The sequence below is a fragment of the Micromonospora sp. NBC_01638 genome (assembly GCF_045209745.1).
In the GTDB taxonomy this organism is placed as follows: Bacteria; Actinomycetota; Actinomycetes; order Mycobacteriales; family Micromonosporaceae; genus Micromonospora.
The window spans coordinates 5,943,596-5,963,669 of sequence record NZ_CP109273.1 but is presented as its reverse complement, the minus strand read 5'-3'; the positions used below and the strand labels follow the sequence as shown (position 1 = coordinate 5,963,669).

The window sequence follows — 20,074 nt, the reverse complement described above, 5'->3', positions numbered from 1 at the left end:
GGCGGGCCGGGCGGTGCGCTCAGCGGGACCGGTCGGCCAGCTCACGGACCGCCACCTGATATGCGGCCTGGGTGTGGTAGGGCCAGTGCCGTTCGATCGGAGGTGGCACGGTGTCCGCCGGGTCGATGGTCAGGCTGCGGGGATCACGGAGTCGAATGTCGACGTCTCCGGCCGCTGGGTCGGCGCAGGGCGGCGTCGCGTCCGGGGCACGGGGAAAGGTCGACCCGCTGATCGGATCGGTGTCCCGCCACAGGTTGCGCCAGCGCCACCCGACCCGCCGGCCCAGGTCGCAGAGCGTCTCCGGTCCCAGGTACGCCGGATAGAGCCAGGCGTAGGTGCGCCGCAGCGGTGAGCCGTAGGTCAACAGCGAGACCCTGGCCAGCACGGACGGCGGCAGTTGCAGGATGGTGGCGGCGGCGAGCACCGCGCCGTGGCTGTGGCCGGAGAGGACCACCGGCCCTCGCGCGGTGAGGCCGGTGATCCGTTTCGCCAGTTCCGGGACGGCGCGGGCAGCGTAGCAGGGCGGTGCGAACGGGTGGACCGTGCGGGGCCAGAAGGTGCCGAGGTCCCACAGCACCGCCACCACCCGCCGGGTTTGGGACGACCGGTACGCGCGGAAACCGAGCACCATGAGGGAGATGACCAGGAGACTGATCACCCAGACACCCGCGTCGGTGACGTAGGCGGCGAGCACCGCGAGGGCGCCACCGTGTCCGCCGAGCCGGGCGGCGAGCTGGGTGGGACCGATCCCGATCACGTCGAAGGCGACGGTGACCAGTCCGAGTGACGCGATCACCAGGAACGCGATCAGCACCGGCCCGAGTTCCTCGGTGAGCCGGGACCGGGCGATGGTCTCCCGGACCAGGCGCAGCCGGCCCGCGTCCTCCGCCGGCACGTCCGGGTAGTCCCGCTCGATGATGCACGCCGCCTGCCCACGCCGTCGCCGCCGGCTCAGCAGGAGGGCGGCCGAGGTCACCGCCGCGCCGATCAGCACCGCGGTGAGCCCGGCGAGCGCGGCCCACCAGTAGGCGACCGGCGGCTCCAGCGGGCCGACGAGCGGCGGGTTGGGTCGGATCGGGTCGGGAATGTCGCCGTGGTCGAGGGCGTCGGCGACACGGTAGACCAGGGTCGCGGTGAAGGCCGCGCCGACGCTCACCGCCGACGCTGCCATGAACGGGGTGCCGAGCCCGAGAAGGGCCGGGCGGTCGCCGTCGAGGGCACCACGCTGGCGGGTGTACGTGACGACGGTGAGCACGACGAGCAGGACACCCTGCGCGGCGACCACCCCGGCGGCAGCGCCCTCGTACCCGGGCAGTTTGCCCGTGCCGGACGGTGCCGCGCCCGCGAGCGTGGCGGACCCGAGGCACAGCACGGTCACCCCCGCGGTGGCCGCCCACAGGGGGCGCAGCAACCGTCGGGCCCCCGCCGGGTCGGCCGGCACGGGTAGGCAGAGCAGGACCACGCTGAACACGAGCAGCCCGACGGCCACGCCGACCAGCGCGACCTGACCGGGCGCGCCGACCCCGCCCGGCGAGACGCCGGCGAGCAGGGCGACGTTCAGCGTCCCGATGCCGAGCGCCACGTGGATCTGACGCAGCCAATCAATGGTCTGTTCGTCGTGCCAGAAGCCGGCGGCGGCGAGGTCCTCGGTCCGGCCGCCGGTGGGCGGCTGCGCCGATGAAGGACCGAACCCCTCGTAGGCCCGCGCCGATCGGGTGCCGATGGCCCAGACGACCCGCAGTGCCAGCAGTGGGACGACCGACAGCAGTGCCAGCCGGGGGCCGGACGGGAGCGCGTGGAGCCAGGCCAGGTAGGGGCGGCTGGCCCGGCACCCGGGGTACGGCACGCACTGCCAGCCGATCAGGTCCAGTGTGACGCCGACGATCGCCAGCACGAACGTGGCCGTGAGTGTGCCGGCGAGCAGGCGGCACAGCATGCCGAGCAGGCCCCACCGGTCACGCCCCGGCGGTCGCAGCCAGATCGCGAGGTTGCTCAGCATGAAGGGCAGCAACAGCAACATCGAGGCTGTCCGTACCGCCGCCCCGGCGGTCAGCGAACCCCAGCGGTACGCCTCGACGGCGACCCCGGCCGTGGCCCCGCCAGCGGTGCCGCTCCCCGGCCGGGGCCGGAAGAAGCCCGCGTGCGCGTCCCCCGCGACGCGGATCACGATCGGGTGGTCGAGGATCCGTTCCGCGGTGACCCCGGAGATGCCGTGTATGCGCAGCTCCACGGCGTCGCGCTTCGGCGTCTCGTCCACGCCGTCAGGGTCACAGACAATTCAGCCCTCCGCTGCTGATACCGCAAACGTCAACGGGCGGGCAGTGCGGCGGTGACCCGGATGGCCTTGACGATCGCCGGGATCGAACCGATCAGCAGCACCAGCCCCCAGATGATGGCGATCACCGCGAAGATCAGTGCCGCCACGTCGTCGACGATGCTGACCAGGATCACCGGCACCAGGTTGTGCAGGAACTCCAGCACGACCGTGCACAGCAGGGTGGTGAGGATCAGCAGGACGAGGCCCTTGTTCTGCAGGAAGCGCGGCTGGGCCAGCACCAGCAGCCCGGCCCAGACCAGCTTGAGCAGGAGCACCAGCCCGAGCAGCACCGCCGCCTCGCCGACCGGGAAGAACCCCCACAGGGCCAGGTACGCCAGCGTGCCGAACGGGACGGCCAGGAACAGCGACACCATGATCATCAGCTCTACGAACGCGATGACCAGCGCGATCAGCCCGACGATGATCAGGATGATCGAGAAGATCAGGCTGGCGACGCCCTGCACCCGGCCCTGAATGCGTTCGGGCAGCAGCAGACCCAGGCAGAACAGCCCGGTGCTCCAGACCGCGACCGCGTCGATCAGGGCCAGGTAGCCGGTGCCCCGGCCGGACGGCTCGCTGACCCCGGACACGTCGGCGAGCTCCACGTCCAGCGCTCCGGCGCTGTCGGCCAGCGCCGCGCCGGCGTCGGCGCCGCCGAGCAGCAGCCCGGCTCCCAGCTCCACGCCGATCGCCAGGACGACGGCGAGCATGGCCAGCAGCAGGAACGGTTTGCGCAGGTCTCCCACGTCGGCACCTCCCTCTGGATGCTTCTCGGCTCAGGACGGGGCGACGGTGACCGTGCAGCCACCGAGGCCGGGACAGCGCACGGTGACCTCGGTGGCCTGGTCGATGGCGACCTTCGCCACCGCGCCGGTGCCGTCCGATGCCGGCTCGACCTCGTCGCTGATGGTCAGGTCGGCGTCGCCCGGCGCTGGCGCGGTGACCGTGAACCGCGCCGGGCTGCGCAGCACCAGGGTGCGCAGCCCGCCCGGGTCGGCGACCCGCAGCACGCAACTGCCGGAGAAGACCAGCTGACCGGGCTCCTCGAAGCAGTCGGCGCGGACCGTGGCCGGGTCCACCGCGGCGCGCTCGCCGCCCAGCGCGCCCAACCGGTCGACGAGCCCGTGCCGGGCACCCGGATCGCCCCGGTCGTCGCGACCCGCGCCGACCGCGACCCCGAACAAGGCCACCAGCAGGACGGCGAGCAGCCCCAGCAGCGCCTTCTGCCGGCCACTCATCGCGCGGCGGCCGGTGACACGACCTCGCTGAACCGGATCAGGTCGACGCCGGCGTAGTAGCGGTTGGTGCCCTGCGTCTTACCGATCACCAGCAGCGTGACCTGGTGCGCGCCCTTGGTGAGCTGGACGGTGCCGACGTCCAGGAACTCCGTCTTCTGCACGGTCGGCGTGAAGCCGAAAAACGTGCCGCCGACCTGGTTGCCGTCGATGGTGAAGACGGTGTTGGCGTAGTCGAGGGAGGTGGTGCGTACCGCGGCGAAGCGCCAGGTGCCGTCGGCCGGGATCTGCACCGTCAGGGTGATCTTGTCGCCGATCGCCAGCCCCTGGAAGAACAGCTGCTTGTCCCCGGACCAGGTCACCGCACAGCAGTTGGGTTGGGCCTCGACGACCGCCCCGCTCTTGTTCGGTGACTCCACCTTCGCACCGTCGATCAGGTTCTCCGCTTCGACGGTGACCACCCGCGGCTCGCCCGGGCCCGAGTCGCGGGTCAGCAGGACGATCCCCACGGTCACCACCACCAGCACCAACGCCGCCGCCGCGGCGATCCACGGCCACGGGGTACGCCGTGGCGGCGCGACCGCCCGCACCTCGTACGTGACCCGGCCGCTGGAGCGGGAGCTCTCCTCCGGCGCGGTGTTCGCCGAGTACGCGAACCCGGTCATGTCGTAGCGCCGAGGCGGGGTACCCGCCGGCACGGCGAGCTTGACCAGGAACGACACCGAACCCTGGCCGGGGACCACCCGCTGTGGCTCGGCGACGGTGAACCACGCCCGCTGGGAGCCGTCACCGGGTGCCACGTCGAACACCACCGTGTCCGGTGCGTTGCCCGGGTTGGAGACGGTGAAGGTCAGCTCGCCGCTGTTGCGCGGGTCGAGGGTGAACTGCTCGGCGGCGGCGACGACCGCCCACTCGGTGGTCATGATGACTCCTCTTCCAGGACGATCTCGACGGTGGTCGAGGCCGGTTTCTCCGCCTCGACGATGCGGGTGATCACGGCGAGCTGGCCGGCGGCGGCGGCCGGCACCCGCACCACGACGTGGAAGGGCTGCTCGGCCGGCTCGTCCAAAGCGAAACCACTCAGCCCGGTAGCCACCTCAAGAGCTCTTCGCATCCCGTACGGGGTGCCGCGCCACCGGGCCAGCAGCGCGGCGTTGGCCACCAGGTCGCGCAGCCGGCCCACCGGCAGCGGCAGCGGGGCGTCCGGCCGGGGCGAGGCCACCACATGGTCCATCGCCACCCAGCGGGTCAACTGCACGACCATCCCGTCCGGCGCCCGGTACGGGTCGAACAGGGCGTCCACCTCGGCGAGGATCGCCTCGTCCGGGGCGTGCAGCCCCTCCATCACGTCCAGCAGCGCCCAGAGCACGCTGCCCGGCACGCAGGCCCGCTGATAGGCGGCGGGCAGCAACCGTTCAATCGCCGAGCGTCGCATCCTGGCGCACCACCTCAATGTCGTGCTCGCCGGAGCAGAGCAGCCAGGTGTCCGGGACGGTCACCACGTCGGCGGTGGCCTGGTTGGCGCTGGGCATCCAGTCGACGGCGTCGGCGCTGCGATGCACGCCGCGTTCGCCGCCGGCCAGGATCAGCCGCTCCGTCGCGACGGAGCTGCCGGTCGCGTGGCCGCCCGCGCCCCCGCTCACGGCAATGGCGTCGACTGGCACGAACCGGGTCCGGTCCCGCAGCGGCAGCCCGCAGTTGACCATCACCGCCTGCCACTGCGGCTGGGCGGCCAGGGTGTCCAGCCGCAGCACCCCGCCGCTCTGCGTGGCCGCCACCGCCTGTTGGCCGGCGAACGCGAGATCCCGGCAGGTGCCGCCGATCCAGCCGGCCTGCATCGACTGCCATTTCACGTCGGACTCGAACAACCGGGTGCGGTGACAGCCCTGGCCGGGTTTCTTCGGGTCCGGCTCACCCGCGCCGCTCCACAGCAGGGTGGCCGGGCCGTCGTACTGCACCGCCAACACCCGGTTGTCCACGTTGGAAAGACCGACGTGCGTGAAGCTGCGGGGCCGTCCGCCAGCGGTCGACAGGTACACCCCGAAGCTGGCCTGCGCGGCCACCGCCACGCCCGGCACACCCCGTTCCGAGACGAACGCGCGCACCGCGTAGAAACCCCGGTCGGCGTCGGACGGGTCGACCAGGATCTGCAACGGCACCGCCCCGGGCAGCAGCGACACCTCGTACAGGCCCGTGTCGGTGGCCACCAGCAGCGCGCCCGCCCCGTCGCGGTCCAGCCAGGCCACGTCGGAGATCCGCGAGTCCAGGTCGGTGAGCAGCGACCACGTCTCGCCCAGGTCGGTGCTCAGGTGCACCCGGGAGCCGCCGGAGGCGCGCAGCGTCACCACGGCCACCGAGCCGGGGCGTGCCACGATGCCCGGTCGTACCGGCGCGGGAGCGGGCGCCACCCGCAGCACCGTCTCACCGTCGAAGCGGCCGGCCGGCTCCCAACCCGCGCCGCCGTTGCTGGAACGAAACAGCACCGGTCCGCGCCCGGCGTACCAGGTGCGGGGCTGGTACTCATCGACGGCGAGGGCGCGCACCTCGGCGTCGGGCGCCTCGTCGACCACGAAGCGGACCGACTCGACGTAGCGCACACCCGGCTCGGCGTGCTCCAGCAGCCGGTACACGTTGGACGCCCGCAGCGGCTCGCCGAACGGCCAGCCGGTCGGGTTGAGCGCGGTCGGCAGCGGGCTCAACGTCTGGTGCAGCCGATCGTGGATCCGGCGACGGACCGCGTCCACGTCCTCCTCCCGCCGGACCACCACCCGGGCCCGCACCGACACGGCCTTGAAGCGGGCCCAGGTTGCCCGGGACCGGATACCGACCATCCGGCGTTCCTCCAGGTCGGACTCCACCCGGCGCCGCGCCTCGGGCACCTCGTGCTCGCGCAGCACCGCCACCGGCAGCCGGCCACCCGGGCGGGCCGCCGGTGGCACGTACGGCACCAGCACCACCTCGACCTCGCCCGGCCGTGCGAAGCTGTACACCGCGGCGCGGGTGAACGCCCGTGCCCTCGCCACCGCGCCGGAGCTGGTGGCCAGCACCTCGAAATCGCGGGCCGTGACCGCCCGCTCCTGGGCGAAGAACTCGTACGGGCCGCGCAGCAGCACCGACTCCAGCGCCTCCACCTCCCGCCCGCCGGCCGCCGGCGCGGGGTTGTCGGCGCGTACCCCCGGTAGTGGGTCGCGCAGGCTGGTCAGCGTGCCCGCCGCCACGTTGCCGGTGGGCCCGCCGCCGGCCCGGTACCAGAGTCGGATCTGCCGCCCGGCCGGCGGCACAGCCGCCACGGTCACCGGCGCCAGGCCGTTCACCGCGGCCGGTTCGTGCGGCGCGGCTTCGTCCGGCGCGGCGTGGGCCGCACCGGCGGGCGGTCGCAGGTCGAGGGCCGGGGCGAAGGTGACCGTGCCCGAGCAGCGGTCCACCAGGTACGCCTTGGCCTGCGGGCCGAGCCCGGCGAAGCTGTCCACCGGCCGCCAGATCTCAAACGTGCGGCCGTCGTGCTCGCGGGCCGCCGCGCCCAACTCGACGGTGCCGGCCGGCACCTCCACGCCGAGCAGCAGGTCCAGCGGTTCGGCGGTGTGCGCCAGCGGAGCGTGGGCGGCCCGCAGCACCTGACCCGGTTGGCCGGTGCCCACGCCGAGCAGCTCCGCCTCCACCGGCTCGCAGTGGTGCATCCGGACCGTCACCGACGCCTCGCCGGCGGGCAGCAGCGCCGGCTCGGTGGTGACGAACACGACGGGCCGGGGATCCGCGCCACGGGCCGCCGCGACCCGCAGACCGGCCGGGATCCGAATCGCCGCGCGGTCGGTGCCGCTGCGGGTGAACCGGACGTCCGCCCAGGCCGCGGTGGGTGCGTGCCGAGTGACCCCGAGCAGGTTCAGAAACGAGACGTACGCCTTCTCCGGCAACTGGTTCAGCCGGTAGATCATCACCTCGGTCAGGTGCGCGAACGCCTCCACCAGCGCCATGCCGGGATCGTGCGCCGACAGGTCGGTCCACGCCGGGCAGGACTGCCGGATCCGTTCCCGGGCCTCGGTGACCAGGTCGAGGAACCCACGATCGTCCAGGTGCGGCACGGGCAGTGTCATGACGGTCCTTTCTGTGTGGGCTCGTCGGCCGGAAGCAGGTCCACGGAGAAGACCAGCTGCCCGGGCGTCAGGCTGGCCCGCACCCGGTAGTCCAACCGGATCACCAGCCGCCACGCGTCGTCCGGGTCCGGCCCGGCGTCCACGTCGATCACCTCGACCCGCGGCTCCCAGCGGGCGATGGCCTGCCGGACGTAGTGGATGGCCAGGCCGGCCGTGGTGTCGTCATTGGGCGCGAAGATCAGCCGGTGCAGCCGGGAGCCGTACCCGGGTCGCATCAGCCGTTCGCCCGGCGTTGTCGACAAGAGCAGAAACAGCGCCTGTCGTACGCTTTCGTCGCCCTCGGTCATCGCCAGGCCGCCGGCCGCGGTGAGCGCCAACCCACCGGTCCGGCCGGCGTCGAAGCCGGCGCCGACGAAGCGGAAGGCCCTCATCGGTCCGCCCCCAGGAACCTCTGTTGCGGGTCACGCACCGTGTGCTTGACCAGCCCCGGCGGTGTGCCGTTGGTAAACCCCTCCAGGTGCGACAGCACCACCCGGTGCCCGTCGACGCGGACCCAGTCGCTGTAGCCGACCCGGACGGTCAGCGTCGTCGTGCACGGCTTGATGGTCGGGCCGTAGTTCGGGCAGGCGATGATCTTGCGTCCCTCCGGGTCGTCGTCCACCAGCACGGGCACGTCGGTGACGGTCACCCACTGCTGCGAGGGCCGGTTCTCGACCCGGCCGTCGTGATCGCAGGTGATCACGGAGTCACGGTGGATCCAGCGCATCAGCCGCCTCCTTCGTGGTGGGCGCGGGCGAGCGAACGGGCCTGCCGCGCCGCGGTCGTCGGGTCCTCGGTCGACTCGGCGTGCCGGAAGTCCACGCTGCGGGCGCGCACCACCATGGCCCGGCCGGGCGCCGAGATCACCAGGTCGGACGCCGCGTGCAGAGTGGCCAGATCGGGGGTCAGTTCCAGGAAGCTGCCGCCCTCGGTGGCCAGTCGCAGGCTGCGCTGCACGTCGTCGACGACGATCGACTGCCCGCCGGCGGTGCGCAACGTCCAGCGCCGCGCTCGGCCGTCGTCGATGCCCGCGTCGTACGGCTCGACGGCGCCGAACAGCGAACCGAGCACGATGCCCGAGGCCGGCTCGCCGCCGGGCAGCACCACCAGCACGGTGTCGTCCGGATCGGGAAGCGCCACCAGACCCTTGCCGCGCCCGGCACCGGGGCAGAGCACGGCGAGCCAGCCGGCGTCCAGGTCCCCGTAGGCCGGCAGGGTCAGGCGGACCCGGCCCAGCCCGTCCGGGTCGGCGACGTCGGTGACGGTGCCGAGGGTCACCACGGCACCGGTGCTCGACACGTGGGGCGGCGCGGCCGGAGGCACCGTGGAGAACCGGGTCAGGTGCCCGTTGCCGTCGACGGTGTGCACCACCTCGGTCAGCACGTACGCCCCGGCGACCGGGTCGGGCACACCGCTCAGGTCGACCCGTCGGCCCGGTCGTAGCGCCGGATCGCCCGCGGCCACGCCCTCGGCGGTGACCAGCGCCGCCGCACGGGTGTCCAGTCGCGCCTGGGCCAGCGCCGCCAACTCGTCGTCACTGCGGCCGGGCTGGTCGACGGCGGTGCGGACCCCGTCGGCTCCCACATCAGCCGGGTCCGGGCGGTCGCCAGCCGGCCGTGCGCAGCGCGCCTCGTCGGCCTGCTGGCTGATCACCTCGGCCCGCTGGGGGTGCCAGCCCAACGCCGCGCTGGCACCGCTGGCCTGGTCGGCGTTGGTGGACAGGCGCAGGGTGTGCACGCTCGCGCCGAGGGTCAGCGGGACCGGCTCTCCGTAGCCGGCGAGCGTGATCAGCCGGACACCGCCGTCGTCGGCGGCCAGGTGCAGCCCGGCCCGGCCGGCCACCTCGCGCAGCAGCTCCAGATCGCTGTGCCGGTGCTGTAGCAGCCGCTCCAGCCGGGGCCCGTCGACCTCCGCCGTCACGTCCAGCCCCACCTCGCCGCACAGCTCCCGGGCCAGCTCGACGGCGGTCACCGAGGTGAAGACCCGCAGCCCCTGCCGCTTACGCAGCCGATGCAGCGGGTCGTACGCCCGCAGCCGCAGCACCGCAGCCCCGTCGGCGGCGTACTCGACCTCCACACCCGTGACCTCCCCGGTGAACAGGGCATCGGTGTGCTCGGCGAGTCGTACGTCGAGCGCCGCACCGGGACGGACCGCCGGGTCGAACGCGCCCGCCCCGGCGGCGGTGGCGAGCACCAGCTCGGCCTGTGTGGGCTGGTCGAGCCGCGCCGCCACCCGCAGTGAGCGGACCCGTTGACGGGTCGCACCGGCCAGCTCGACGCCGTCGAGCAGGACGATCAACGCCCGAGGCGCGACGCTCGTCACGGCGTACCCCCGGGGCCTGGGCCTGAGATCGTGCTGGTCGGTGTGGGTCCGGTCGACGGTCCGGTCGTCGCGCCCCAGGCGGCGGGCGCGGTGGCGATGGAGGCGCCCACGAACGATGCGCCGGCACCTACCGCGCCGGCCAGCGCCCGCGCGACTCCGGCCACCGCACCGGCCACCGTCGACCCACCCCCGCTCGGCGGGCCGGGTGGTGGGATGGCCAGGGTGGTCCCGGCCGGCACCGCCAGCGGATCGGTGATCCGGTTGTGTTCGGCCAGCAGGCGCCAGCGCAGCGGCGAGCCGAGCGCGTCGTTGGCGAGCAGGTCGAAGCGCACACCGGAACGACCCGGCTCCGCGGCGCCGTCGCCGGCGGCGATCACCGCGCTGCCCGGTGCGGCGGTCGGGGTGCTCGCCGCGGCCAGCTCCTCGGCGAAGCCGGCCTCGGCCTGATCGGCCGTCTCGGCAGCCCGGACCAGCTTGAGCCGCAGCCAGGAACGTCGGGGCGACCCGGTGCCGGTGAACGCGTCGAACCGCTCCGCCACCGCGATGATCACACCGGGCACGTTCCAGGTCTTGCCCCAGACCAACCGGACCAGCGGCGGTCGCAGCCAACCATGCTCGGCGGTGGAGTTCTCCGCGAGCATCCACAGGGGACGGGTCAGCACCCGTACGTCGGCCGGACGGACCTGCGCCTCCACGAAGTCGACGTCGAAGAGCAGATCGAGCACCAGCTCGGTCCGGCCTCCGCCGGTGAAGACCAGCGGGTCGTCGGCCAGCCCGGACCCGGTGAGCTGCCCGCCAGCGGCACCCCGCTGGCGTACGCCGGCGAGCCGGGTCACCTGCACGGTCTCCGGGTTGAGCAGGCAGTCCACCCGCTCGCCGGAGGAGTCGATGAGGAAGGCGACACGTTCCATCAGTCGCCCGCCTGTTCCCGATCCAGCCGGCTCAGCTGGGCAGCGTCCAGCGCGTCACCTGGCACGGTCCACAGCGTCGCGTCGTCCGGCAGCGCCGGCCACGGGTCGGTGACCCTCGCCTCGATCACGGACGACCACGGCCCGGTGCTCGCCGACCACCCGCCGTCGGTCGGGCCGCGTCCCCGTTCATCGGCCCAGGTCCCGCTGATCGTGCCTGCCTCGGTGACTCGCTGCCCGGCCGGACGTCCGGCCGGTTGCCCGACCCACGCCGGTTCGTCGGGCAGGGCCAGCCAGGGTCCGCCGCCCGTGGTGCTGGCCAGGTCACCGCGCCCATCGATCGTTGTGCCCCCGGCGCCGGCCGCCACCGTCGCACCAGCCGAGCCGCTCCACGAAGCAAGCCGGCCCAGGTTCGGCCCGTCCAGGTCTCGCCCGTCCGGTGCCGCACCCGCAGCCCCGCCCAGCCGCGACGTCCGCGCCCGGTCCGGTTCACCCGTACGGCGCTCACCCGTGAACTCGGGCTGGCCTTCCCTGCCCCAGGTGTGGCCGTCCGCCGATCCGCCCCGGAACCCGTCGCGACCAGGCGAGAGCCCGTCGGCGGCGGTGCCACCGGTAACGCTGGTGCTGGCCGGAGGGCCGATGCGGGTTGCGCGTCGCGTGATCCGGGTGGATTCGAGGTTGTCGGTCCGATGCAGGGGGTGGCTGGTGGGTGCTGGGGTGTCGCCCCCCGCACCCCGTCGCACCGATCCGTCCGGTCCCGCCGGCCGTGCCGATCCCGCCGACCCGTTCGTCGCGTCCGGGCCGGTCGATGGGTCAGGTTCGGACGGTGACGCGGCACCCCTGCCGAACGGGCTGGCGCTGCCGATCTTCGTGCCGTCAGCTCCGTCTGCGGCCTGCGACCTGCGGCCCGGCCTTTCGGTCGCGCCTGGTGAGCGCGACCCGTCCGCCCCTGCGAACCCGCGCGCACCAGGATTGCTCCCGCCAGCCGCGCCAGTGCCGCCCACGCGGGCGGTGCTGCCGAACGCGCGGTCCGTGGCCGGGCCCGCAGCATCCACTCCGTCCCGACCAGTCGAGGCGGACCCGCCCGGCCGGTCGTCGTGGACGCTCGCGTCGTCCGAGCCGACCGGGGACATGTCGAGGTCCAGGTCGTGCAGCAGGCCGGGCGCGTGAGCGGCGACCAGGTCCAGCCAGTGCTGCGGGGGCTCCCCGAAGCGGCGCGGTGCTGCGGTGGGCGCCTCCGACGGCGGGAGTTGCCCGGCGGGCTCGATCCGACCGGCGAGGCGCTGTACCGCCCCGGCGGCCGAGCGCAGCCGGTCGGCCAGCCAGCTACGCGGGTGTCGGCGCGGTGGCACCGCCGGTCTCCAGCTCCAGGCCCTCGTAGCGCAGGGTCAACGAGGCGATGGCGATCTCGTGGCTGAGCGTGTTGAGGTGCGCGCCACGCCACCGGGTGGGCCAGGCGTCGATCAGGTTCCACCGGAGCACCTCGGCGGTCCCGACCGAGTCGAGCAGCACCACCGAGACGTTGCGACGGTTGAGGGTGCCCTGCGCGGTGGCGTTCACCCAGTCCCACAGCTCGCGGGAGGCGGTGAGGCCGAAGTGCAGCGTCACCGGCTCGTACTCGGCCTGGCCGGGCACCATCCGCATCCGGCCGAGGCCGTGCTCCCGGTACGGCTGCCCGGGGATGTTCACCTCCAGCCCGGTCATCTCGGTGAAGTGGCCGTTGGTGACGCCGTTGATGAGCAACCGAAAGTTGTACGCCCGGTACGGGTCGACCGGGGCGCCGGGCTGTGGGGTGGCTGTGGTGGGCATGTCAGCCTCCGATCGTCTCGGTCTCGGTGCCGCCGGCCCACTGGCTCAGCTTGAACACCACGAATTCGGCGGGCTTCACGACGGCGATGCCGATGTGGGCGATCACCATGCCCGCGTCGCGGACGTCCGGCGGGTTGGTCTCCTCGTCGCACTTGACGAAGAACGCCTCCTCGGGGCTGCGCCCGAGCAGCGCGCCGTCGCGCCACACCCGGGTGAGGAACGCACCGATGTCGCGCCGGATCGAGCGCCAGAGGGTGAAGTCGTTGGGCTCGAAGACCATCCACCGGGTGCCGTTGGCGATGGCCTGTTCGATGGCGATGCTGAGTCGCCGTACGTTGAGGTAGCGCCATTCGCTGGCCTCGGCGGCGAGCGTACGGGCGCCCCAGACCCGGATGCCCTCGCCGGCGAAGTAGCGGATCACGTTGACGCCTTTGGGGTTGAGCACGTCGTGTTCCGGTCGGGTGACCAGGTAGCCCAGGTCGACGGCACCGCGTACGGGTTCGTTGGCCGGTGCCTTGTGCACACCGCGCAGGGCGTCGGTGCGGGCCCAGATGCCGGCCAGGTGCCCGCTCGGCGGGGTGAGTTCCAACTCGCCGCTGATCGGGTCGCGTACCCGCAGCCACGGGTAGTAGAAGGCGCCGAACTCGGACTGCCGGGGCCGGTACGCGGCCCCCTCCGCCCCGCCCGAGCCACCAGGACTGCCCGAGCCACCACCCTCGGCGGGCTTGGGGGGTTTGCCGGAGGATGGCGTGGCGACCCGGGTCAACGCGGAGATGTCGTCGATGTCCGGTGCCGGGTCGCAGATCGCGACCATGGTGCGGGTGCGCTCGGCCATGCTGAGCAGTGCCTCGTGTGACACCACGTCGTGAAAGCCCGGCGCGGCGATGATGGAGATCTCGTCGACGGCCTCCAGCAGTTGCAGGCCGCCGCGCCGCTGCCCGGTGCCGGTGATCGCGCCGCCCTCGCCGACGTTGACCACCCAGCAGCGGGCGCCCCCGTTGTCCAGGAAGCCGAAGACCGCCCGGGCCAGCGGGGTGCTCTCCACCCGTTCCCCGCCGGCGAAGAGCCGCAGGAACTCCGTCCAGTTGTTGACCGGCACCGCCTTGCCCAGTTGGGCGGAGCGGTCCGGGGCGACGCCGACGAAGGCGGCGATGCTGGTGCTCGCCGGGCCGATCGGTCGGGCGCCGCTGGGGACCTCCTCGACATAGATGCCGGGGGAGAAGTAGCTGGGCATCGGTCCTCCAGTGCGGGTGGGCGTCAGTGGGTCGGTGGCGCGCAGACGATGACGATGTCGGGTTCGGCGGGGTCGACGTCGGCGGTGAGGATGAGCCCGCGCCCGGTCAGCCGGAGCCGGACCGGGCCCGGATGCTCGGGGTCGTGCGGGACGCCGACGATCAGGAACCGGCCCTCGGGGTCGGTGCGGGTGGCGGACCCGGTGCCGGGAAGCTCGACCCGCATCGCCGCCAGTGGTTGGTCCTCGGGGCCGACGACCCGGCCGCTGAGGGTGCGCACCTCGAGTTGCCGCAGCCGCAGCGGTTGCAGCACCGGCGGCGCGGCCGGGGTCGGGTGGTCCACCTGCGCGGGTACGTCGATCAGCAGCGCCGGGCGGGGAGCCGTGCCGAACGCCGTCCAGAGTGGTGGGTCACCCGCCTCCAGGACGACCGGGTAGTTGCCGTCGCTGGTCGCGGCGGTGAGCACCCGGTCCAGCCGGGGCAACCCGGCCGGCCCGGTGACGCAGAGGAGATAGCGGACCGTGAACCGGTACGGTTCGCGGACCGCGCCGCTGGAGCGGGTCTGCCGGGCCGGGCGCAGCTCCATCGGCCAGAGGGTGAGCCCGGCGGCGTCGCCGCACGCGCGGGGCGGGCCGATCGGGACGGGTTCCCCCGCCGCGCTGGTCAGCCAGGCGGCCAGCTCGGCGGTGGCCGTCTCGATCGGCCCGCGCCCGTCAGTGGTCATCGCGGCGGCGTCCCCTGGATCCGGTACGCGATGGCCTCGTTCCACACGTGCGGGTAGACGCCGATCTCGAAGTACCGGGTGAACCGGTTGATCGGGGCGTTGGTGTGGTCGTGGTAGAGCAGCCACACCGGGGCGATGGTGAACAGGACGTAGTTGGCCAGCACCAGCGGGATGTAGAGGGGGCCGAGCAGGCGACCCTGGAAGATGTGCACGTCCTCGTGCCGCTGGATGCCCGAGCTGGAGCCCGCGCAGACCGTGCCGATGGTGGTGGCGTAGCGGGGCGAGACCCCCTCGACGACGCTGACCCGGCCGCTGCCGGACGAGGTGGGCCGGTCCAGCGAGTGCCCGAAGATCAGGTGCACGGCCAGGTAGATGGCGCCGACGACCGTGTTGAGCAGGCTCCAGGTGTGGTCGACGACGAAGAGGAAGATGCCGCGGGCGTCCGCGGCGTACACCCCGGCGGAGGCCACCGACCAGCCGAAGACCGCGCCGACCAGCAGGCCCACGACGGCGCCGATCAGCAGCCCGATCGGGCCGCCGGCGAGGAAGCCGAACAGGGCGCCGAAGCCGACCTGGATAGCCGCGCTGATGATTCCGAAGACCATGACGTCACCCCTCAGACCCAGGAGCGGAAGACTCGGGGCTCACGACCCTGCGCGACCTGGGTCGGCGACGCCTGTGTCGCCTGCCGATTGCCGGGCGGGAACTGGTTGACGCCGAGCGCGGCGGAGAAGATGACCAGCGCGTTGAAGAACGCGATGATCCATTTCTCGGCGCCGGCGTCGTCGGCGAACGCCGCTGTCACGTAGGACAGCAGGAGCGCGATGCCGATGGCGATCCATTTGCGGAGCTTGTCGCCACTGGGGCCGATCAGCCCGCCGATGACGTTGGTGGCCAGCAGGGTGGCGGCGCTCGCGCCGGCGAGGCTCCCCAGGGCTGCCCAGGTGAAGAGATCGTTCATGGCGATCCCCCTTTTCTGCGATGGTGCGACCGGGATGTGGTGGTGGTGAGGTCCGGGGCTCCGGGCTGGGAGCACCGGGGCCGGTCGCCGTCGTCTCGGGGGCGGCCGGGGCCGGGCGTGGCCGGCTGAGCCGGCCACCAGGTGGATCAGCCGGGCCCCGGGGCGTCGGCGGGCGGGCCCGGCGCGGTCGGGCCGGGCGCAGCCGGCGCCGCGGGGTGACGGCGGCGCAACAGGAGTACGACCACCGCGGCGAGCAGCAGCAGGAGGAGCGCTCCGCCGACGATGAGCAGCCAGGGGAACCCGCCTCCGTCGCCGGCGGCGGCCGGCGAGGCGGACGGTCGAGGTGGCGCCTCGGCCACGGCACGCAACTCGGTCGGCTTGTCCTGGTTGGAGTCCACCTTCCAGCTGACCGACCGGCCGTTGACCGTGCCATTGCTGTCGATCACCCGGCCGGGAAATGTCACCGAGATCTCGAACGACATCAACTTGAGGAATGCCTGCTGCTGCTGCGGATTCTGCTGCGCCACCTTTCCGCCGTATTTCGACGGATCGAGCGGCAGCGTGAAGCGGTACAGATCGCCGTCCCGAACCAGTTTCACGCTTTCCGTGTCGAAACTCGCCAGCGACGCCTTGTGGTAAGCGATCTGGGTGCCGAAGAGTTTGTCGTCCTGGTAGCCGGTCTCTTCCCCTGCCGGCAGGGCGGGAATGTTCTGCCGCAGCTCCGCGAAGGCCGCCGGGATGTTCTTGTTCCGCGAAGTCAGCAGGGACTTCTGGGCCGTCAGCAGCAACTGCCCGTCGACCGTGTCATCGGCGTTGACCGTGAGACCCATGTTGAGTTGCATGCAGCCGCTCAGTGCGGCGAGGAGGAGAAGACACACCGCGACGCGGAGTGCCTTACCGCGGTTGACTCTCCTGTTCATGGGCTCAGTGTGTGTGATCGCTATCACCACGAGCAGTCAGCGATCAGTCACAACGCAGTCGCCGATCTTACCGGTGTGCTGTCACGTTCGGCTGAGGCCGACGCCGGCACAAATGACTACTCTGGAGTCTTGGGCCCGGCGCAGTTTTTCACGCGTCTCGGCGCTACATCTGGCCGCGGAGGCTGTTCATGATCTTTTCCCCCGTCGCCCGGTCGTCGGGACGGTTCGTCAGGCGGGCCGCCACGTAGAGGGTCTGTCCCGGGGAGCCCGGTCCCAGCAGGCCGGCCGGCGCCGCCCAGACGTGCTCCATCGTCAGGTGCAGGGTCCGGCGGCCCATCCAGTCCGGAGCCGTCCGGACGTCGGCGAGCCAGGTGCTGTCGTCGACGGCCCGGGTGGGCCCGCCCGCGAACGGCGGCCGTAACCGGGCCCGCGCCTGGGCGTCGCACGGCTGCGGGCACGGTGCGAGCAGCACGCGCAGCGAGGTCTCCTTGCCGGTGGTGTCGGGGGACCCCTCGGAGCACTCCCACTCGGCGGTCGACGCGGTGCCGATGCCGGCAAGGCTGAACACCAGGCACCGCCATTCGGTGCCTCGGGGCACCAGCACCGCGATCGGCGGCCCCGGCTCGCCGAGGAGTGTCGCTTCGTCCGTGGCGAACTGCGCGCCGACGGGCGATCCGGTGGACGGCGGCAGTTGCCGCGGCGTCGACAGTGGATAGTAAGGCGCCACCGGCAACGGGGGCATCGAGACCGGCGCGGTCAACCGGTCCACGACCGTGGTCTGGGCACGCTCGACCGGCGTGGCGACGACCCTACCCAGGGCGTAGCCGCCCAGGAAGAGGGTGACGGCGACGAGCACCAGCACAGGATCCGACTCGCTCAGCATCTTGCGTGGCATCGCGCGGCCGCCTCCTGCACCAGATTCCGCACGGCCTCGAACATGGCGTCCCGGGACGCGTAGGGCGTGTCCAGCTCGCCCGCGATCGTCACCGTGCCGATCCGAGCGACGACCTGCGTCGACTGCCGCCCGTCGTGGCCCGTGAGTGCGTACTCGTAGGACTCGTCGCCGATCCGGACCGGCGTCGGACGTGGCCGGCAGCGGTTGCATCTCCAGGCGCGCGTCTCGTCGCGGGCCCGTTGCACCGCGGACTCGCCCTCCGCCCGGGTCAACCGGTGGTAGCCGAACCAGAGCTCCACCTCGGCCCGGTCGTCTCCCGCACCCACCCAGCCGGAGTACACGCACCAGATGTAACCCCCGTTGCCGGGCTCGGTCGTCGGGGGCGACGCCTCGGGCACCAGCCGGGCGATCGTCGCGGGACGGACGAGACCGCAGACGTCGACGGCAGGAGGCCGACCCGGCACGTCGGCGGTCAGTGTCTGCCAGCCGAAGAGGCCCATCCCGACGGTGCCGCCGACGAGAAGCGCGTTGCGCAGTCGGTAACCGATCCGCCACCGCATCCCCTCCGAGGGTAGGGCCTGCCCACGCCACTGTCGACGCGCCAGCGCCTACCCGACAGGGTCACCTGCCCGGCCTAGGCTCAGGGGATGACCGTGATCGTGTGCGTGCTGCTGGTGGACCCCGATGGACGACTGTTGCTGCAACTGCGCGACGGCGACGCCCGCTACCACCCCCGGTCGGCTTGCGCCATCTTTCCGCCGTACTTCGTCGGGTCGAGCGGCGTAACTGGATAGGTTCTGGTTTCCGGGTACGGCGGGATGCCGATGGACGCGGGTTTCAGGCGGTGGTGGGGATCCAGGGGTTGCCGGTCGTGGGAGTGCCGTGGCCCCCAGTGCATAAGGATCTAGCCGGGATGAGGTCCGGGGCGTCGACCGGCGGCTTCAGGTTCGGGCGAGCCGGCGGACGGCGAGGAGCGCGGCCACCGCGGCGATGCCGACGAGAGCCGCTACGGCGGTTACGTTGAAGCCGGCGCCGTGCCACGGATCGCTGACCGCGTCCATCAGCGGCCCCATCGGGGTGAAGTCGACGGCGGTGTTGAGGGCATCCGGCAGCAGGTACGGCGGCGGCCCGCCACCGGCGATGAAGAAGAGCCCGAAGAACAGCAGCAGCCCGACGCCCTGAGCGGCCCGGGCGGTCGGTATCAGCGTGCCGAGCAGGACTCCGAGCGCCGCGAAGGCCAGCGTGCCGGCGAGGAATCCGGCCACCACCCCGACAGTCGAGGACGGTGCGTTGAGGTCGTAGCCACCGAACCCGATCGTGATCATGAGACTGGCGGCGACCAGCGCAACCAACCCGGTGACGATGATCTGTGCACCCGCGAGCGGCCAGGCGGATACCCCGGCCGCGCGGAACCGCCGCAAGACCCCACGTTCGCGGTAGGCGGCCAGGTGGGTGGGCACACCGAGGAAGCCCATCACCGCTATCGCGGCGGCGGCGTACACCGGTACGTAAAAGTCCACCCCGCCGACGCCGCCCATCTCCGGGTCGGGTTCGTTGCCGAAGGAGCCGGCCAGCAGGACCAGGAGGAGGGCGGGGAACGCCAGGCTCATCAGCAGGGTGATCGGTTCGCGCCCGAGCAGTTTGATCTCGGTCCAGACGATGCGCGTTGTCATCTCGGTCTCCTCTGCGGTCAGTCGCGGAGCTGGCGGCCGGTGGTGGCGAGGAAGACGTCCTCAAGCGTGGGGTGATGGGCCCTGAAGTCGGCCGGAAACAGGCGACTCTCGGCAAGGGCGGCCGCCACCGGTACCACGGCCTGCGCCTGGCCAGCGACGGTGACCACACCGTTGGTGGTGCTGACGCTGCTGATGCCCGGTATCGCGGCGAGGAAGCCGACGTCGCAACCGTTGGCGGTGAAGGTCATGGTGATCGGGCCACCGTGGCGGGCGGCGAGCGTGTCAGGGCGGTCCAGCGCGACGACCCGCCCTTTGTCCACAATGGCCACCCGGTCGCAGAGGGCCTGCGCCTCTTCCATGAAGTGGGTGACGAGGACCACGGTGGCGCCCCGGTCACGTACCCCGCGGACCAGGTCCCAGGTGGCGCGGCGTGCCTGTGGGTCCAGCCCGGTGGTCAGCTCGTCCAGGAAGACGACCTCCGGCTGGCCGAGCAGCGCCAGGGCGAGGAACAGCCGTTGTCGCTGGCCGCCGGAGAGCGCCGCGAACGATCTGCGCCGCAGCGCCGTCAGATCCCACGCCGCCAGGGCCGCCTCCACGTCCACATCGGACCGAGAAGCGGCGAACAGCCGGATCGCCTCGGCCACCCGCAGTCGGTCGGGCAAGGCGGAGGACTGCAGCTGCGAGCCGATCTTGCGGCGTAGCCGATCCGGCTCGCGGGCCGGGTCCAGGCCCAGCACCTCGACGCAGCCGCCGTCCCGCCCGCGCAGACCTTGCAGGCACTCAACGGTGGTGGTCTTGCCGGCGCCATTCCGGCCGAGCAGCCCGAAGATCTCGCCGCGGCGGACCGAGAACGAGACGTCCTCGACGGCGACGAAGGCATCGTAGGTCTTACGAAGGTTCTCGACGGTGACAACGTCCATGGTTTGACGGTAAAAGGCGGCCCGGGTC

At 72.6% G+C, this 20,074-nt stretch carries 22 protein-coding genes; 1 reads left to right on the top strand and 21 read right to left on the bottom strand.

Features of this window, described 5'->3' with window-relative positions:
• Window positions 1–19: 19 nt before the first annotated feature.
• The 19 genes from OG811_RS27945 to OG811_RS27855 all read right to left on the bottom strand — a co-directional run bounded on the left by OG811_RS27945 (window position 20) and on the right by OG811_RS27855 (window position 18,013).
• Window positions 20–2,257 carry a hypothetical protein gene (locus OG811_RS27945; RefSeq protein WP_406069975.1) on the bottom strand — a complete coding sequence of 746 codons (2,238 nt, stop codon included), beginning with the start codon at window positions 2,255–2,257 and terminating at the stop codon, window positions 20–22.
• A gap of 50 nt (window positions 2,258–2,307) precedes the next feature.
• Window positions 2,308–3,063: a hypothetical protein gene (locus tag OG811_RS27940; RefSeq protein ID WP_406069973.1), complete on the bottom strand. Its 756-nt coding sequence runs from the start codon at window positions 3,061–3,063 to the stop codon at window positions 2,308–2,310.
• Between the two features lie 30 nt (window positions 3,064–3,093).
• Window positions 3,094–3,555 (bottom strand): hypothetical protein, encoded by a 462-nt coding sequence (locus OG811_RS27935; RefSeq protein ID WP_406069972.1) that lies wholly within the window; start codon window positions 3,553–3,555, stop codon window positions 3,094–3,096.
• Window positions 3,552–4,475: a hypothetical protein gene (locus tag OG811_RS27930; protein WP_406069970.1), complete on the bottom strand. Its 924-nt coding sequence runs from the start codon at window positions 4,473–4,475 to the stop codon at window positions 3,552–3,554. Before OG811_RS27930 ends, OG811_RS27935 begins: the two co-directional genes overlap by 4 nt.
• Window positions 4,472–4,987, bottom strand: coding sequence for a phage tail protein (locus OG811_RS27925; protein WP_406069969.1), 516 nt, complete (start codon window positions 4,985–4,987; stop codon window positions 4,472–4,474). The genes OG811_RS27930 and OG811_RS27925 overlap by 4 nt, the downstream gene beginning before the upstream one ends.
• Window positions 4,968–7,643: a putative baseplate assembly protein gene (locus tag OG811_RS27920; RefSeq protein ID WP_406069967.1), complete on the bottom strand. Its 2,676-nt coding sequence runs from the start codon at window positions 7,641–7,643 to the stop codon at window positions 4,968–4,970. The genes OG811_RS27925 and OG811_RS27920 overlap by 20 nt, the downstream gene beginning before the upstream one ends.
• A complete protein-coding gene (locus tag OG811_RS27915; protein ID WP_406069965.1) occupies window positions 7,640–8,074 on the bottom strand; it encodes a GPW/gp25 family protein in 435 nt (144 codons plus the stop codon). The genes OG811_RS27920 and OG811_RS27915 overlap by 4 nt, the downstream gene beginning before the upstream one ends.
• On the bottom strand, window positions 8,071–8,409 hold the full coding sequence (locus tag OG811_RS27910; protein WP_406069964.1) for a hypothetical protein: 339 nt from the start codon (window positions 8,407–8,409) through the stop codon (window positions 8,071–8,073). The genes OG811_RS27915 and OG811_RS27910 overlap by 4 nt, the downstream gene beginning before the upstream one ends.
• On the bottom strand, window positions 8,409–10,004 hold the full coding sequence (locus tag OG811_RS27905) for a contractile injection system protein, VgrG/Pvc8 family (RefSeq protein ID WP_406069962.1): 1,596 nt from the start codon (window positions 10,002–10,004) through the stop codon (window positions 8,409–8,411). Before OG811_RS27905 ends, OG811_RS27910 begins: the two co-directional genes overlap by 1 nt.
• Entirely contained in the window at window positions 10,001–10,915 is a 915-nt protein-coding gene (locus OG811_RS27900) for a hypothetical protein (RefSeq protein WP_406069961.1), read from the bottom strand. Before OG811_RS27900 ends, OG811_RS27905 begins: the two co-directional genes overlap by 4 nt.
• Window positions 10,915–12,264 (bottom strand): hypothetical protein, encoded by a 1,350-nt coding sequence (locus tag OG811_RS27895; protein ID WP_406069960.1) that lies wholly within the window; start codon window positions 12,262–12,264, stop codon window positions 10,915–10,917. The genes OG811_RS27900 and OG811_RS27895 overlap by 1 nt, the downstream gene beginning before the upstream one ends.
• Window positions 12,239–12,721: a phage tail protein gene (locus tag OG811_RS27890; RefSeq protein WP_030327509.1), complete on the bottom strand. Its 483-nt coding sequence runs from the start codon at window positions 12,719–12,721 to the stop codon at window positions 12,239–12,241. Before OG811_RS27890 ends, OG811_RS27895 begins: the two co-directional genes overlap by 26 nt.
• Window position 12,722: 1 nt before the next feature.
• Window positions 12,723–13,955: a phage tail sheath family protein gene (locus OG811_RS27885; RefSeq protein WP_406069958.1), complete on the bottom strand. Its 1,233-nt coding sequence runs from the start codon at window positions 13,953–13,955 to the stop codon at window positions 12,723–12,725.
• 23 nt (window positions 13,956–13,978) lie between these two features.
• Complete coding sequence (locus OG811_RS27880) at window positions 13,979–14,677, bottom strand: carboxypeptidase-like regulatory domain-containing protein (RefSeq protein ID WP_406069957.1); 699 nt, start codon at window positions 14,675–14,677, stop codon at window positions 13,979–13,981.
• Window positions 14,674–15,282, bottom strand: a complete 609-nt coding sequence (locus OG811_RS27875) for a glycine zipper family protein (RefSeq protein WP_406069956.1) — start codon at window positions 15,280–15,282, stop codon at window positions 14,674–14,676. Before OG811_RS27875 ends, OG811_RS27880 begins: the two co-directional genes overlap by 4 nt.
• An 11-nt stretch (window positions 15,283–15,293) precedes the next feature.
• On the bottom strand, window positions 15,294–15,638 hold the full coding sequence (locus OG811_RS27870) for a hypothetical protein (RefSeq protein WP_406069955.1): 345 nt from the start codon (window positions 15,636–15,638) through the stop codon (window positions 15,294–15,296).
• A 146-nt stretch (window positions 15,639–15,784) separates the two neighbouring features.
• Complete coding sequence (locus tag OG811_RS27865; RefSeq protein WP_406069954.1) at window positions 15,785–16,558, bottom strand: LppM family (lipo)protein; 774 nt, start codon at window positions 16,556–16,558, stop codon at window positions 15,785–15,787.
• 163 nt (window positions 16,559–16,721) lie between these two features.
• Window positions 16,722–17,453 (bottom strand): hypothetical protein, encoded by a 732-nt coding sequence (locus tag OG811_RS27860; protein ID WP_406069952.1) that lies wholly within the window; start codon window positions 17,451–17,453, stop codon window positions 16,722–16,724.
• Window positions 17,435–18,013, bottom strand: coding sequence for a hypothetical protein (locus tag OG811_RS27855; RefSeq protein WP_406069950.1), 579 nt, complete (start codon window positions 18,011–18,013; stop codon window positions 17,435–17,437). Before OG811_RS27855 ends, OG811_RS27860 begins: the two co-directional genes overlap by 19 nt.
• 87 nt (window positions 18,014–18,100) lie before the next feature.
• Here OG811_RS27855 and OG811_RS27850 point away from each other — a divergent pair, with 87 nt between their 5' ends.
• Complete coding sequence (locus OG811_RS27850; RefSeq protein ID WP_406069949.1) at window positions 18,101–18,247, top strand: hypothetical protein; 147 nt, start codon at window positions 18,101–18,103, stop codon at window positions 18,245–18,247.
• A gap of 147 nt (window positions 18,248–18,394) precedes the next feature.
• Here the strand turns inward: OG811_RS27850 and OG811_RS27845 are convergent, their stop codons facing one another.
• Window positions 18,395–19,126, bottom strand: coding sequence for an ABC transporter permease (locus OG811_RS27845; RefSeq protein ID WP_406069947.1), 732 nt, complete (start codon window positions 19,124–19,126; stop codon window positions 18,395–18,397).
• 17 nt (window positions 19,127–19,143) lie between these two features.
• Window positions 19,144–20,046, bottom strand: coding sequence for an ABC transporter ATP-binding protein (locus tag OG811_RS27840; RefSeq protein WP_406069946.1), 903 nt, complete (start codon window positions 20,044–20,046; stop codon window positions 19,144–19,146).
• Window positions 20,047–20,074 lie beyond the last annotated feature (28 nt).